This is a genomic window from Bacillus siamensis (assembly GCF_051628075.1).
Classification (GTDB): domain Bacteria; phylum Bacillota; class Bacilli; order Bacillales; family Bacillaceae; genus Bacillus; species Bacillus siamensis.
In genome coordinates, this window is the sequence record NZ_CP155579.1 from 1575275 (window position 1) to 1590559 (window position 15285).

At 48.4% G+C, this 15285-nt stretch carries 15 protein-coding genes; 14 read left to right on the forward strand and 1 reads right to left on the reverse strand.

What is annotated here, in order from left to right; translation table 11 throughout:
* Positions 1 to 19: 19 nt before the first annotated feature.
* From coaBC to spoVM, 12 genes are all read left to right on the forward strand, one after another.
* Positions 20 to 1240 carry a bifunctional phosphopantothenoylcysteine decarboxylase/phosphopantothenate--cysteine ligase CoaBC gene (gene coaBC, locus ABDB98_RS08070; protein ID WP_438421902.1) on the forward strand — a complete coding sequence of 407 codons (1221 nt, stop codon included), beginning with the start codon at positions 20 to 22 and terminating at the stop codon, positions 1238 to 1240.
* Positions 1237 to 3648: a primosomal protein N' gene (gene priA / locus ABDB98_RS08075; RefSeq protein ID WP_438421903.1), complete on the forward strand. Its 2412-nt coding sequence runs from the start codon at positions 1237 to 1239 to the stop codon at positions 3646 to 3648. The genes coaBC and priA overlap by 4 nt, the downstream gene beginning before the upstream one ends.
* Positions 3649 to 3671: 23 nt before the next feature.
* Positions 3672 to 4154 carry a peptide deformylase gene (def, locus tag ABDB98_RS08080; protein ID WP_047475069.1) on the forward strand — a complete coding sequence of 161 codons (483 nt, stop codon included), beginning with the start codon at positions 3672 to 3674 and terminating at the stop codon, positions 4152 to 4154.
* 4 nt (positions 4155 to 4158) lie between these two features.
* Entirely contained in the window at positions 4159 to 5112 is a 954-nt protein-coding gene (gene fmt / locus ABDB98_RS08085; RefSeq protein WP_060962818.1) for a methionyl-tRNA formyltransferase, read from the forward strand.
* A complete protein-coding gene (gene rsmB, locus ABDB98_RS08090) occupies positions 5099 to 6442 on the forward strand; it encodes a 16S rRNA (cytosine(967)-C(5))-methyltransferase RsmB (RefSeq protein WP_438421904.1) in 1344 nt (447 codons plus the stop codon). The genes fmt and rsmB overlap by 14 nt, the downstream gene beginning before the upstream one ends.
* Positions 6443 to 6445: 3 nt before the next feature.
* Positions 6446 to 7537, forward strand: coding sequence for a 23S rRNA (adenine(2503)-C(2))-methyltransferase RlmN (gene rlmN, locus ABDB98_RS08095; RefSeq protein WP_438421906.1), 1092 nt, complete (start codon positions 6446 to 6448; stop codon positions 7535 to 7537).
* A 5-nt stretch (positions 7538 to 7542) separates the two neighbouring features.
* Entirely contained in the window at positions 7543 to 8304 is a 762-nt protein-coding gene (locus tag ABDB98_RS08100; protein ID WP_060962816.1) for a Stp1/IreP family PP2C-type Ser/Thr phosphatase, read from the forward strand.
* Positions 8298 to 10241 (forward strand): Stk1 family PASTA domain-containing Ser/Thr kinase, encoded by a 1944-nt coding sequence (gene pknB, locus ABDB98_RS08105; RefSeq protein WP_438421907.1) that lies wholly within the window; start codon positions 8298 to 8300, stop codon positions 10239 to 10241. The genes ABDB98_RS08100 and pknB overlap by 7 nt, the downstream gene beginning before the upstream one ends.
* A 15-nt stretch (positions 10242 to 10256) precedes the next feature.
* Entirely contained in the window at positions 10257 to 11147 is an 891-nt protein-coding gene (gene rsgA, locus ABDB98_RS08110; protein WP_438421908.1) for a ribosome small subunit-dependent GTPase A, read from the forward strand.
* 1 nt (position 11148) lies between these two features.
* A complete protein-coding gene (gene rpe / locus ABDB98_RS08115) occupies positions 11149 to 11802 on the forward strand; it encodes a ribulose-phosphate 3-epimerase (protein WP_016936156.1) in 654 nt (217 codons plus the stop codon).
* A gap of 67 nt (positions 11803 to 11869) precedes the next feature.
* The gene (locus ABDB98_RS08120; RefSeq protein ID WP_045926108.1) at positions 11870 to 12514 is read left to right on the forward strand and encodes a thiamine diphosphokinase; all 645 of its coding nucleotides are present in this window, start codon (positions 11870 to 11872) and stop codon (positions 12512 to 12514) included.
* A gap of 86 nt (positions 12515 to 12600) precedes the next feature.
* Positions 12601 to 12681: a stage V sporulation protein SpoVM gene (gene spoVM, locus ABDB98_RS08125; RefSeq protein ID WP_003154329.1), complete on the forward strand. Its 81-nt coding sequence runs from the start codon at positions 12601 to 12603 to the stop codon at positions 12679 to 12681.
* A gap of 77 nt (positions 12682 to 12758) precedes the next feature.
* Here spoVM and rpmB read toward each other — a convergent pair whose 3' ends face one another.
* Positions 12759 to 12947: a 50S ribosomal protein L28 gene (gene rpmB, locus ABDB98_RS08130; RefSeq protein ID WP_003154328.1), complete on the reverse strand. Its 189-nt coding sequence runs from the start codon at positions 12945 to 12947 to the stop codon at positions 12759 to 12761.
* A gap of 259 nt (positions 12948 to 13206) precedes the next feature.
* Here rpmB and ABDB98_RS08135 point away from each other — a divergent pair, with 259 nt between their 5' ends.
* Together ABDB98_RS08135 and ABDB98_RS08140 are read left to right on the forward strand one after the other, a co-directional pair.
* Complete coding sequence (locus ABDB98_RS08135; RefSeq protein ID WP_065521305.1) at positions 13207 to 13569, forward strand: Asp23/Gls24 family envelope stress response protein; 363 nt, start codon at positions 13207 to 13209, stop codon at positions 13567 to 13569.
* Between the two features lie 15 nt (positions 13570 to 13584).
* The gene (locus ABDB98_RS08140; protein ID WP_047475059.1) at positions 13585 to 15252 is read left to right on the forward strand and encodes a DAK2 domain-containing protein; all 1668 of its coding nucleotides are present in this window, start codon (positions 13585 to 13587) and stop codon (positions 15250 to 15252) included.
* Positions 15253 to 15285: the final 33 nt, after the last annotated feature.

The following is a 15285-nucleotide window of genomic DNA, read 5'->3' on the forward strand; positions in this document are numbered from 1 at the left end:
CATAAAGGAGAGAGACTTCATGAAAAACCGAAACATTCTGCTATGCGTAAGCGGAGGGATTGCCGTTTATAAAGCTTCCGCGCTCACGAGCAAGCTGGTTCAGGCCGGTGCGAACGTAAAAGTGATTATGACCGAGTCCGCGCGTGAGTTTGTTTCTCCGCTGACATTTCAGGCGCTGAGCCGGAATGAAGTGTATACAAATACTTTTAAAGAACAAAATCCGAAGGTGATTTCTCATATTGATGCCGCTGACTGGGCGGATTTAATTATCGTCGCACCCGCTACGGCAAATGTCATCGGCAAGCTTGCCAACGGAATTGCTGATGATATGCTCACAACGACGGTGCTGGCGGCGGAGGCTCCTGTCTGGGTGGCGCCTGCGATGAATGTCCATATGTATGATCATCCGGCGGTGAAACGGAACATTTCCGTGCTTTATCAGGACGGCGTCCGCTTTATTGAGCCGAGTGAAGGCTATTTGGCATGCGGATATGTCGGCAAAGGAAGATTAGAAGAGCCGGAGCTTATTGTTGAGCGTGTCAGAGAGCACTTTAAGGAGCCTGAAGACGATGCGCCGCTGAAAGGAAAACATATTGTCATTACGGCAGGTCCGACGCGCGAAGCCGTGGACCCCGTCCGCTTTTTTACAAATAAATCCACCGGCAAAATGGGCTATGCCGCTGCCGAAGCTGCCGTCCGGCTGGGTGCGCGGGTGACGCTGATTTCAGGTCCGGTGTCAATAGAACCTCCTGCGGGGCTGTATCAGTTCCTTCCCGTGCAATCGGCAGCAGATATGAGAGAAGCCGTGCTATCTGTGTTTGATTCATGTGACATCGTCATTAAGACGGCGGCCGTGGCCGATTTTACGCCGGCGGCTGTTTCTGAACATAAAATGAAGAAGAAAGACGGTTCACTCGTGATCGAATTCAACCGTACGGCAGACATCCTGAAAGAACTCGGCGAACGGAAAACACACCAGCTTCTGATCGGCTTCGCGGCTGAAACGCAAGACATCGAACGCTATGCGCGCAGAAAACTTGAACAGAAAAACCTTGATATGATCGTGGCGAATGACGTGAAAGCGGAAGGAGCCGGGTTTGGCACAGATACGAATCTCGTCACCTTCTATTTCCGGGACGGAAGAAAGCGGGAGCTTGCGCTTATGTCTAAACTTGACGTTTCCTTTGAAATGCTGAAGGAAATGATCTCTTTGAAAGCCGAGGACCGAAAACCCGTATGAATGTAGCTGAAGTCATTGTTGATGTCAGCTCCAAAAACATTGACAGACCCTTTGATTACAAAATCCCCGATCATTTAAAGGGAATGATCGAAGTCGGTATGCGGGTGATTGTCCCGTTCGGCCCGCGCAAGCTTCAAGGGTTTGTGACCGGTTTGAAAAATTCGTCTGAATTAAACGGCGGGTCAATGAAGGAAGTCGAGAAGCTGCTGGATTTGACGCCCGTTCTGACTGAAGAACTGATGCAGCTGTCTTCATGGCTTTCTGACAAAACACTGTCGTTTAAAATCACGGCGCTTCAGGCCATGCTGCCGGCGGCGCTGAAGGCGAAGTACGAAAAAGAGCTGAAAGTCGTTGATGAAGAAGCGCTGACACCGGACATCAGACACCTCTTCAGAAATCAGAAAAGTCTTCTGTACTCGGATATTACCGATGAACGGCTTCTTTCGTCACTTCAAAAGTTCGTGCGCAAAGGAAGCATTGATGTCACGTATAAGGTCGCCCAGAAAACGAATAAAAAAATGATCCGCATGATCGAGGCGGGGGCAGACAGAGAGGAACTCGCCCGGCACGCAGATTCATTGACAAAGCAGGCTGCTAAACAGCTCGCCGTGCTTACTTATTTTATCGGCGGGGGAGAAAAGATTTCCGCGGCTGAGCTTTGCAAAAAGACCGATTCCAGTTCAGCGACGCTGAAAACGCTTCTCAAAAAGGGGCTTCTTACGGAAAGTTTTGAGGAGGTTTACCGCGATCCTTATCAGGACAGAATGTTCAAAAAAACAGAGCCGCTTGTCCTTACTGAAGAGCAGCAGGCCGCTTTTGAGCCGATTAAACAAGCCGTAGCCGATCATGTTCATCACGTCTTTCTGCTTCACGGCGTAACAGGAAGCGGCAAAACAGAAATTTACCTGCAGTCCATTGAAAAGGTGCTGGCAAAGGGAAAAGAAGCCATCGTGCTCGTTCCGGAAATCTCATTGACGCCGCAAATGGTGAACCGATTTAAAGGCCGTTTCGGCTCTCAGGTTGCAGTCATGCACAGCGGTTTATCCACAGGTGAAAAATACGATGAATGGCGGAAGATTCAGCGTAAGGAAGTCCGGCTTGTCGTCGGAGCCAGGTCGGCCATCTTTGCTCCGTTTGAAAATCTCGGCATGATCATTATTGATGAAGAGCATGAATCTTCTTATAAGCAGGAGGAAATGCCGCGGTATCATGCAAAGGACGTAGCCATCCGCCGGGCCGAGCATCACAGCTGTCCGGTCGTCCTCGGGAGCGCCACGCCGACATTGGAGTCATTTGCGCGGGCGAAAAAAGGCGTTTATGAGCTGCTTCCGTTAAAACACCGCGTAAATCGCCAGCTCATGCCGGATGTTTCTCTCGTTGATATGAGAGAAGAGCTGAGAAACGGCAACAGGTCGATGTTTTCAATAGAGCTGATGGAACAGCTGGAAGAGAAGCTTGCGAAAAAAGAGCAGGCTGTTCTCTTTCTGAATAAACGGGGGTATTCTTCGTTTGTCATGTGCCGGGACTGCGGTTATGTGCCGCAATGTCCGCATTGCGACATTTCAATGACTTATCACCGCTACGGGCAAAGGCTGAAATGCCACTACTGCGGTCATGAGGAGTCTGTTCCGGGAACATGTCCGGAATGCGGCAGTGAACATATCCGCTTTTTCGGCACGGGAACGCAGCGTGTGGAGGAAGAGCTTACCAAAGTACTGCCTCAGGCGCGCGTCATCAGGATGGATGTGGACACGACTTCAAGAAAAGGCGCCCACGAAAAGCTATTGTCCGCGTTCGGTGAAGGAAAAGCGGATATTCTGCTCGGCACGCAAATGATCGCAAAAGGGCTTGATTTTCCGAACGTGACTCTCGTCGGAGTATTAAGCGCGGATACGACGCTTCACATCCCTGATTTCAGGGCGGCTGAGAAGACATTTCAGCTGTTGACCCAAGTTAGCGGACGGGCCGGGCGGCATGAAAAGCCGGGAACGGTGGTCATTCAAACGTATACACCGTCTCATTACAGCATTCAGCTGACGAAATCGCATGACTATGAAACTTTCTTTCAGCAGGAGATGGCGCACAGGCGGGCTCAGTCATATCCGCCTTATTATTACGTGGCGCTGGTGACCGTTTCTCATGAAGAAGCGGCAAAAGCCGCGGTCACCGCAGAAAAGATTACAAACTATTTAAGAGCGGGGTGCGGGCCCGACACGAAAATTCTAGGGCCGGCGGCTTCCCCGATTGCCAGGATCAAAGATAGATATCGCTATCAATGCGTGATAAAATACAGACAGGAAAACGAGTTGCAGATTCAGTTGAAAAAAATACTGGAGCACTATAAACGCGATATTGCGCAAAAGCATGTGATGATTTCAATCGATATGAATCCGTACATGCTGATGTAACATTAGTTTTGGAGGGCAAAATTTTGGCTGTGAAAAAAATCGTCACACACCCCGCGGAAGTTCTGGAAACACCCGCTGAAGAAGTGACAGTGTTTGATAAAAAATTAAAAAAACTGCTTGATGATATGTACGATACGATGCTTGAAATGGATGGCGTCGGCCTCGCCGCGCCGCAAATCGGCATTTTAAAAAGAGCGGCCGTCGTTGATATCGGTGAAGAAAGCGGCCGGATCGACCTTGTGAATCCGGTTATTCTTGAAAAGAGCGGTGAGCAGACCGGAGTTGAAGGCTGCTTAAGCTTTCCCGGGGTTTACGGCGACGTCACCCGCCCGGATTACGTAAAGGTAAAAGCTTACGACCGTAAAGGAAAACCGTTTGTTTTAGAAGCGGAAGGCTTTTTGGCCAGAGCCGTCCAGCATGAAATGGATCATTTAGACGGCATTTTATTCACGTCAAAAATCACGGCGTACTACACTGAAGAACAACTGGCAGAAATGGAAGGATGATTGGATGACAAGGATCGTTTTTATGGGAACGCCCGATTTTTCAGTTCCCGTGCTGCGCACGCTTATTGAAGACGGATATGAAGTGGTTGGGGTCGTTACGCAGCCTGACCGCCCCAAAGGCAGAAAAAAAATCATGACGCCGCCTCCCGTAAAGGCTGAAGCTGAACGTCACGGCATCCCCGTGCTTCAGCCCGAAAAAGTAAGGCTTGAAGAAGAAATAGAAAAAGTGCTCAGCCTGAAACCGGACCTGATTGTTACCGCGGCATTCGGACAGATCCTGCCCAAGCAGCTGCTTGACGGCCCGAAATACGGCTGCATTAACGTGCACGCGTCACTATTGCCTGAATTAAGAGGCGGAGCGCCGATACATTATTCGATTCTCCAAGGCAAGAAGAAAACGGGCGTGACGATCATGTATATGGTAGAAAAGCTTGATGCGGGTGATATGATTTCTAAAATCGAAGTGGAAATTGATGAAACGGATAATGTCGGCACGCTTCACGACAAATTAAGCATAGCGGGGGCAAAGCTTTTGTCAGAGACCGTTCCGAACGTCATTTCCGGAAATATTAAACCGATCAGGCAGGACGAATCAAAAGCGACTTACGCGCCTAACATTAAGCGTGAGCAGGAGCGGATCGACTGGACAAAGCCCGGGGAAGAGATTTACAACCAGATCAGAGGCTTAAACCCTTGGCCTGTCGCCTATACAACATTAAACGGACAAAATATCAAAGTATGGGCGTCTGAAAAAGTTGCGGCAAAAACTGAAGCAGCGCCCGGAACAGTCATCCGCACGGAGCAAAACGGCATTGTCGTCGCATCGGGAAACAGCACCGCCCTTTTAATCACAGAGCTGCAGCCGTCAGGTAAAAAACGGATGAAGGGCGAGGATTTTGTAAGAGGAAAAAATGTTCAGTCAGGTGACGTGTTAGGAGCAGCAGATGAAAAAAATTAATGTCCGTGAGCTTGCCCTTGAAGCGCTTGAGAAGCTTGAACAAAATCAGGCATACAGCAACCTGCTTCTTACATCGGTTATCAAAACGAACACGCTCAGCGACCAGGACAGGGGACTGCTGACAGAGCTTGTCTACGGAACGCTGCAAAATAAAATCGCTCTAGACTATATACTGAAGCCTTTTATCCGCAAGCCGAATAAGGTGAAGCCATGGGTGATTCAGCTGTTGCGTCTGTCCGCATATCAAATGGAATATTTAGAAAAAATTCCGGATCGCGCCGCCATCCATGAAGCGGTTGAAATCGCCAAAAAACGCGGGCATAAGGGAATCGCGTCCTTTGTCAACGGCATCCTGCGCTCCCTGCAGCGTGAGGGTGCGCCGTCATTCGCTGAAATCGAAGACCCGATTCTCCGCCTTTCAACAGAGACGAGCCATCCCGAATGGCTCGTAAAGGAGTGGGTTGAGGCATACGGCTTTGAGGCGGCCGAAAAGATCTGCCGGATTCATCTCGTTCCGCCGAAACAGACGCTCCGTGTCAATCACATCAAGGCTGACAGGGAAAAGCTGCTGAATGAGATGGAAAATGCGGGTCTGGAAGCGGAAGCCGGAGACCTTTCTCCTGATGCGATTAAGCTTTTAAAAGGAAGCATCGCAAACACGGAATTTTTCCAAAACGGGCAAGTATCCATTCAGGATGAAAGCTCAATGCTCGTCGCGCGGGCGCTGGACCCGAAGCCGGGGGAAACCGTGTTAGACGCATGCGCCGCACCCGGAGGAAAGTCGGCTCACATCGCGGAATTAATGGAGAACGAGGGGAGCCTCACATCGCTTGATCTTCACCGCCATAAAGTGAAGCTGATTAAAGAAGGCGCGGAACGGCTCGGACTTACGATCATCGACGCGCAAACGATGGATGCCAGAAAAGCTGGGGACGCTTTTGGCGCAGAACGGTTTGACCGGGTGCTCGTCGATGCCCCGTGCTCAGGTTTCGGCGTCATCAGAAGAAAGCCTGATATGAAATATACGAAGACGCCGGATGACAGCAGACGGCTGTCAGAGATCCAGCTCGGTATTTTAAGGGAAATCGCCCCATTAGTAAAAAAAGGTGGCACACTCGTATACAGTACGTGTACAATGGACCGGACAGAAAATGATGAAGTTATGCATGCGTTTATACAAGAACACCCTGAGTTTGAACCCGATTTGTCTCTTGAAAAGCGGCTGCCTGAAAAGGCGAGACCCTTTGTTCAGGATGGAAGCCTTCAAATTCTTCCGCATTATTTCGGAACAGACGGTTTCTTTATTAGCAGCATGAGAAAGAAGGGATAAAAAATGACACAATTAAAAAAGACAAGCATACGGAAAGAGCTGCGGACTGAACAGCCGTCCATTTACTCTTTTGAATTAGATGAAATCAAACAATGGCTGACTGAGAATGGCGAAAAGCCGTTCCGCGCAGCACAGATTTTTGAATGGCTTTATGAAAAACGGGTTTCTTCTTTCGAGGAAATGACAAACCTTTCAAAAGGCCTGCGTGAAAAACTCGAGAGCAATTTTGTGCTGACAACGCTGAAAACGGCTGTAAAGCAGACGTCACAAGACGGCACGATGAAATTTTTATTTGAGCTTCACGACGGTTATACAATTGAAACGGTTTTAATGAGACACGAGTATGGCAATTCTGTATGTGTAACGACACAGGTCGGCTGCCGGATCGGCTGCACATTTTGCGCGTCAACACTTGGCGGACTGAAACGGAATCTTGAAGCGGGAGAAATCGTCGCTCAAGTCGTGAAAGTGCAAAAGGCGCTTGATGAAACGGATGAACGCGTCAGCTCAGTCGTCATCATGGGAATCGGAGAGCCGTTTGATAATTTCAATGAGATGCTCGCTTTCTTAAAAATCATTAACCATGATAAAGGACTGAACATCGGAGCGCGTCATATCACGGTTTCCACAAGCGGCATCATTCCGAAGATTTACGATTTCGCCGATCAAAAAATGCAGATCAATTTCGCGATTTCTCTGCATGCCCCGAATACGGAGATCAGAAGCCGTCTGATGCCGATTAACAAAGCCTATAAGCTTCCTGACCTTATGGAAGCCGTCAAATATTACATCGAGAAAACAGGCAGACGGATCAGCTTTGAATACGGTTTGTTCGGAGGCGTAAATGATCAGGTCGAACACGCGGAAGAGCTTGCAGAACTGTTAAAAGACGTGAAATGCCATGTCAACTTAATTCCGGTAAACTATGTGCCTGAACGGGATTACGTCCGCACACCGAGAGATCAGATTTTCGCATTCGAAAAAACGTTAAAATCCCGCGGTGTAAATGTCACGATCAGAAGAGAGCAAGGCCATGACATTGACGCGGCCTGCGGTCAGCTTCGCGCGAAGGAGCGTCAAGACGAGACGAGGTGAAGAGGTTGATTACAGCCTTGAAAACAGATACAGGTAAAGTCCGCCAGCATAATGAAGATGCGGCGGGCATTTTCACAAAAGAAGAAGCGGTGCTTGCGGTTGTCGCCGACGGTATGGGCGGTCATCTTGCCGGAGATGTGGCGAGCAGGATGGCGGTTGCAGCGATGGAAGAGCAGTGGAACCGGGCCGAATCCGTTCCGTCTCTGCCGTCTGATTGTGAGGTTTGGCTCAAAGACCGGATTCATGAGGCGAATGTCAGGGTGTATGAACACGCAAAAGCGAATGAAGAATGCCGGGGAATGGGCACCACCGTTGTCTGCGCTTTATTCACGGAGAAGTTTGTCACTGTGGCCCATATCGGAGACAGCCGGTGCTACCTGCTTCAAGAGGGTGAATTCGTTCAGCTGACTGAAGACCACTCGCTTGTGAATGAGCTGGTCAAGACGGGAGAAATTTCGAAAGAGGACGCCGAGCATCATCCGCGGAAAAATGTATTGACGAGAGCGCTGGGGACAGATGAAACCATCAGCCCCGACGCCCGTTCTTTTGAGCTGTCTGACGGCGATCAGCTGCTTTTATGCTCTGACGGACTTTCAAATAAAATAGAAGATCACGAGATCAAACAAATGCTTCAAGCCGAATCTGCTCCTCAGGAAAAAGTAGACCTTCTCATCAGCAAAGCGAATCAAAACGGCGGCGAAGATAATATCACGGCTGTATTGATTGAGTTTTCCGCAGATGCAAAAGAGGGTGAAGACAAGTGCTAACCGGCAAGCGGATCAGCGGGCGTTATCACATCCTCCGGCCCATTGGCGGCGGCGGAATGGCGAACGTTTTTTTAGCTGAGGACATCATTCTCGAACGTGAAGTCGCAATTAAAATTCTGCGGTTTGACTTTGTGAATGACATTGAGTTTATCAGGCGTTTCAGACGAGAAGCACAGTCGGCATCAAGCCTTGACCATCCGAATATCGTCAGTATTTACGATATCGGGGAGGAAGGCGATATTTATTACATTGTCATGGAATATGTGGAAGGCATGACATTAAAGGAATACATAACCGCACACGGACCGCTTCATCCGAAAGAAGCGCTGTCCGTTATGGAGCAGATCGTCTCAGCCATCGCCCATGCCCATCAAAATCATATTGTGCACCGGGATATTAAACCGCACAATATTTTGATAGATCATTCAGGGCATATTAAGGTGACGGATTTCGGCATCGCCACAGCTCTCACTTCGACGACAATCACACATACGAATTCTGTGCTAGGCTCGGTTCATTATTTGTCTCCGGAGCAGGCGAGAGGCGGTCTGGCAACGAAAAAATCAGATATTTACGCACTCGGCATCGTGCTGTTTGAGCTTTTAACAGGCAAAATCCCTTTTGACGGAGAATCAGCCGTAAGCATAGCATTAAAGCACTTGCAGACAGAAACGCCTTCCGCCAGAAAGTGGAACCCTTCGATTCCGCAGAGCGTTGAAAACATTATTTTAAAGGCAACCGCCAAAGATCCGTTTCACCGCTATGACAGCGCAGAGGACATGGAAGCGGACATCAGAACGGCTTTTGACGCCGGCAGGCTAAATGAACAAAAATTTTCCGTGCAGGATGATGAGGAAATGACGAAAGCGATTCCCGTTATTACTGACGGTGCAAAAGCCGCGCCTCATGCGGAAACGCCGGAGGAGACGGACGATAAAGAACAGCAGCCCGTCAAAAAGAAAAAACGGAAATGGCCGTGGATTCTGCTGGCCGTCTGCTTCATTTTCATTATGGCGGCTGTTCTAGCAGTCACCGTGTTCCCGTCTCTGTTTATGCCCAAAGATGTAAGCGTCCCCGACGTACGGGGCATGAAGTACGAAAAAGCGGAAGCCCTGCTGGAAAAGAACGGTCTCGAAGCCGACCCGGATATGGCGGACATTGAAGATGAAAAAATCGAAGAGGGATTAATGGTCAAAACTGATCCGAAAGCGGGATCTGCCGTTAAAGAAGGCTCTTCTGTAAAACTGTACAAAAGTATCGGGAAACCGAAAACCCAACTGATCGACGTGAAAAGCCGCCAGATCGACGACGCGAAAAAAGCGCTGAAGGATAAAGGCTTCAAACATGTCAATGTAAAAGAAGAGAATGATGACAGTGCGGCAGGCACCGTGATTGATCAGAGCCCGTCAGCCGGCACCGACATGGTCGCAAGCGATGATGAAGTCAGCTTAACGGTCAGCCTCGGGCCGGCGGATGTTACGCTGAGGGACTTAAAAACTTACAGCAAAGAAGCGGCTTCGGGGTATCTTGAAGATAACGGCCTGCAGCTTGTTGAAAAAGAAGCGCATTCAGATGACGTGCCGGTAGGACAAGTCATGAAGCAAGAGCCGTCAGCCGGCACAGCGGTTAAGCCGGGAAGTAATGTTGAAGTGACGTTTTCGCTCGGACCTGAAGAAAAACCGGCGAAAACGGTAAAAGAAAAAATCAGCATTCCCTACGAACCCGAACATGAAGGGGACGAGCTTGAAGTGCAAATCGCCATCGATGATAAAGACCACAGCATCTCTGATACGTATGATTCGTTTAAAATTAAAGAGCCGACTGAAAAAACGATTGAACTGAAGATTGATCAAGGACAAAAAGGGTATTATCAAGTGATGGTCGATCATAAAGTCGTCAGCTATAAGACGATTGAATACCCTGAAGATAATGACTGACCAAGGAGGGACCGTATGCCTGAGGGCAAAATTATTAAAGCATTAAGCGGATTCTATTATGTCTTGGATGAATCACAGGACAAGATCATTCAATGCAGGGGCCGGGGCATTTTCAGAAAAAATAAAATAACGCCTCTGGTCGGCGATTATGCCGTCTATCAGGCTGAAAATGATAAAGAAGGCTACCTGCTGGAAATCAAAGAACGAACAAACGAGCTGATCAGGCCGCCGATTTCAAACGTCGATCAGGCCGTTCTCGTCTTTTCCGCCGTTCAGCCGGCGTTCAGCACGTCATTATTGGACCGTTTTCTCGTCCTTGTGGAAGCCAACGGCATTCATCCGATCATCTGCATAACCAAAATGGACTTAGCTTCAGACGCGGAAACGAAAGAGAAGATCCTGTCTTATGTGAAAGACTATCAGGCGATCGGTTATGACGTATATGTGACGTCATCAAAAGAAAACAGCGGTTTAACAGACATTGTGAAACACTTTGAGAACAAAACCACGGTGTTTGCCGGCCAGTCCGGAGTCGGAAAATCTTCGCTTTTAAATGCGATCAGCCCGGAGCTTGAGCTGAAAACAAACGAGATTTCCGCACATTTAGGACGCGGGAAACATACGACGCGCCATGTGGAGCTCATTCATACATCAGGCGGTCTTGTGGCGGATACTCCCGGGTTCAGTTCGCTTGAGTTTACCGATATTGAGGAAGAAGAGCTCGGCAGCACGTTCCCTGAGATCAGAGACATAAGCGCTTCGTGCAAATTCAGAGGCTGTCTGCATCTTAAGGAGCCGAAATGCGCGGTAAAGCAAGCGGTGGAAGAAGGAGACATCCGGACGTACCGCTATGAGCATTACAAAGAATTTATGCAGGAAATAAAAGAGAGAAAGCCGAGGTATTAATATGATTAAGGTTGCGCCATCAATTCTTTCCGCCGATTTTGCTTCACTGGGCGAGGAAATTAAAGACGTGGAAAAAGGAGGGGCGGACTATATCCATATTGATGTCATGGATGGCCATTTCGTCCCTAACATTACAATCGGACCGCTTATCGTTGAAGCCGTCCGTCCGGTGACGGATCTGCCGCTGGATGTCCATCTTATGATTGAAAATCCGGACCGCTACATCCCGGCATTCGCAAAAGCCGGCGCGGACATCCTTTCCGTCCACGCCGAGGCGTGTCCGCATCTTCACCGGACCATTCAATTGATAAAAGAGCAAGGGGTAAAAGCGGGAGTTGTGCTCAATCCGCATACGCCCGTTCAAATCATTGAACATGTGATCGATGAGCTGGACCTTGTGCTGTTAATGACGGTTAATCCGGGTTTTGGAGGACAGCGCTTCATTCATTCGGTCCTGCCGAAAATCCGTCAGGTCAAACAGCTGGCTGAGGAGAAAGGCCTTTCTGAACTTTTAATCGAGGTGGACGGCGGCGTTAATAAAGAAACAGCTCCTTTATGCGCTGAAGCGGGCGCCAACCTGCTTGTTGCCGGGTCTGCCGTATATAATCAGCCGGATCGGAAAAAAGCCATCGCTGACATCCGAAACGCAGAATAAACATGCTGAAAAAGAGCCCGGTGAAAGCCGCCGGCTCTTTTCGTATTTAAGAGAGAAAGGATAATGTATGAAGACAATCAATATTGTTGCGGGCGGCCCCCGGGAGTTTATTCCGGAGCTGTCGGCGTACACAGACGGAGATACGACGTGGGTCGGAGTGGATAAAGGGACGGTCGCTCTTTTGGAGGCGGGGATCATTCCGCAGGAGGCTTTCGGTGATTTCGACAGCATTACGGAAGAAGAGCTCCTGCAGATTCAAGAAGCTGCGCCGTCCCTCCATGTGTATCAGGCGGAAAAAGATTATACCGATCTGGAACTCGCTCTTGACTGGGCTTTACAAAAAGAACCGGAGCACATTCGGATATTCGGTGTGACGGGCGGAAGAGCCGATCATTTTTTAGGGAACATTCAGCTGCTGTATAAAGCCGTAAATAAGGACACTGATGTCAAACTGATCGACAGGCAGAATGAGATTCAGATGTTCGGACCCGGCCGTTATACAATTGAAGAAAAAAGCAACAGACGCTATGTTTCTTTTATTCCGTTTGCGGAAGCGGCAGAGGGCCTGACGCTCGACGGTTTTAAATATCCTCTGGATAATTGTCATATTCCCATGGGTTCCACACTATGTATTAGTAACGAACTCATTCATTCACGAGGTACTTTTTCGTTTGCAAAAGGCATATTAATAATGGTAAGGAGCGCGGATTAAAAAAGCGGCTTCTGCCATATGCGGAAAAAACCATGAATCCTAAAGTGATGAACGCAGCGGATACGGAACTTATAGGAGGGGACAAAATGAAATTTTATACCATTAAATTGCCGAAGTTTTTAGGAGGAATTGTCCGGGCGATGCTGGGCTCATTTAGAAAAGAGTAGGCCCAAGGAGCTGAAATCGCCCTCTTTGAACGCATAAAAAACGCCTGCCGCATAAAAGGGCAGGCGTTCATTTTTGCTTATACACGCTCAACTTTTCCGGATTTTAAAGCCCGGGCAGATACATATACTTTTTTAGGTTTGCCGTCAACGAGGATGCGGACCTTTTGAAGGTTGGCGCCCCAAGTACGTTTAGAAGCGTTCATTGCGTGAGAACGGTTGTTTCCGGCTTTTGTTTTTTTACCTGTAATAAAACATTTACGTGCCATTTGTTTCCCTCCTAACTGCGCGAAACATCTTTTCAAACATAGTGTCTCAGATGCTTTCGTTATACAATACTTTAAATAATTTACCACAGCTAAAAACCGTTTGCAACTATTGTTTACCTTACTTTCAAGAAAAATCACTTGACATGTAAAACCAATCACATTTCCGCGCTGGAGCGCCGCTGTCTGTATCTTTTCTTTTCATAATGGGATACATATAGTAGAATAATGATAACTCTATGCACCTGAAGGAGGAACCTGTGTGTCCATTGAAATGAAGACAAAATACGGACAGATTGATATATCCAACGAAGTCATCGCAATGGTTGCCGGAGGCGCTGCCATTGACTGTTACGGAATAGTGGGGATGGCCTCCAAAAACCAGATTAAAGACGGTTTGTCTGAAATCCTCCGGAAAGAGAACTTCGCAAGAGGCGTACATGTCCGTCAGGAAGCCGAACAAATACATATCGACATGTACATTATTGTCAGCTACGGCACGAAAATATCCGAAGTAGCCCACAATGTTCAGACGAAGGTAAAATACACAGTAAATCAAACAATCGGACTTGCAGTTGATTCTGTAAATATTTATGTCCAAGGCGTACGAGTAACGAACCCGTAGTGAGGAGGATGAGTATTGTCTAGACGAAACTTAGATGGGAGAGCTTTTGCGGCAATGATTCTGGCGGGGGCTGAGACATTGTCTCAAAACGCATCCGCGGTGGATGCGCTGAACGTGTTTCCCGTGCCGGACGGCGATACCGGAACAAACATGAATTTATCGATGTCATCCGGTGCAAGAGAGGTAGAACACCTTGACTCACCTGACATCGGCAAAGTCGGCATCGCCCTGTCAAAAGGCCTGCTTATGGGAGCAAGAGGAAACTCAGGGGTGATCCTGTCCCAATTATTCAGAGGTTTCACAAAGAGCATTGAAAACAAAAAAGAAATAAACGCCCAAGAATTTGCCGCTGCACTCCAAGCGGGAGTGGATATGGCATATAAGGCAGTCATGAAACCGGTTGAAGGAACGATTTTAACCGTGGCAAAGGACGCGGCTAAAAAAGCGGTCGCCTCGGCCAAAGAAGAAACCGATATCATTGCTCTCATGGAGGCCGTTATTGAAGAAGCGGAAGCGTCGCTCAACCGCACGCCGGATCTGCTCCCTGTTTTAAAGGACGTCGGTGTCGTTGACAGCGGCGGAAAAGGTCTGCTTTGTGTATATGAAGGCTTTTTGGCTTCCTTAAAAGGAGAGTCCGTACCGAAAAAAGCGGTTCTTCCGGCACTCGATGATATGGTGAATGCCGAACATCATAAAAGCGCGCAGAGCATGCTGAGTACAGAAGACATTGAATTCGGATTTTGTACGGAAGTGATGGTAAGGCTTGACCAAGATAAACGGACGTTCAAAGAAGAGACGTTCAGAAATGAACTGAGCCGGTTCGGTGACTCATTGCTGGTCGTCGCTGATGATACGCTGGCGAAAGTTCACATTCATGCCGAAGAGCCAGGGAACGTGCTCAATCTCGCGCAGCGTTACGGCGATTTGATTAAAATCAAAATTGAAAACATGAGGGAGCAGCATACGTCCATCATCAGCCAAGAACATGATGAAAAAAAGCCGGCCGGTGTAATGAAAGAAGCTCGTAAACCTTTTGGGATCGTGACTGTGGCAATGGGCGAAGGCATTTCTGAACTGTTTGCCAGCATCGGCGCCTCACACGTTATCGAAGGCGGCCAGACAATGAATCCGAGCACGGAAGATATTGTGGAAGCCGTTCAGTCTGTGAATGCGGAAACGGTTTTCATTCTTCCGAACAATTCCAATATTGTGATGGCTGCCAATCAGGCGGCGAGCGTGGCTGAAGAAAATGTCATTGTCATTCCGGCAAAAACGGTGCCTCAAGGCATGACCGCCCTGCTTGCGTTTAACCCTGACCAGCCGGCTGATGTAAATGAAGCCAATATGCTTGAAGCCATCCGGAATGTGAAAAGCGGACAGGTGACATATTCAGTAAGAGACACCCATATCGACGGCAAGGATATCAAAAAAGGTGATTTTATCGGCATTTTAAACAGTTCAATTATCGGCAGCGCCGAAGACCGGATAAATGCGGCGAAATTACTGCTGGATGAGATGATCGGGGAAGAAGATGAAATCGTCACCATCCTGTACGGAGAAGACGCGCCGGAAGAAGAAGCTGAGAAACTCGCTGAGTATATTACAAGCGTCTGTGAAGATATCGAAGTTGAAATCCATAACGGCAGACAGCCTCTTTATCCATATATATTTGCGGCAGAATAGAAGGGCTTATCAGGCCCTTCTATTCTTATGCCT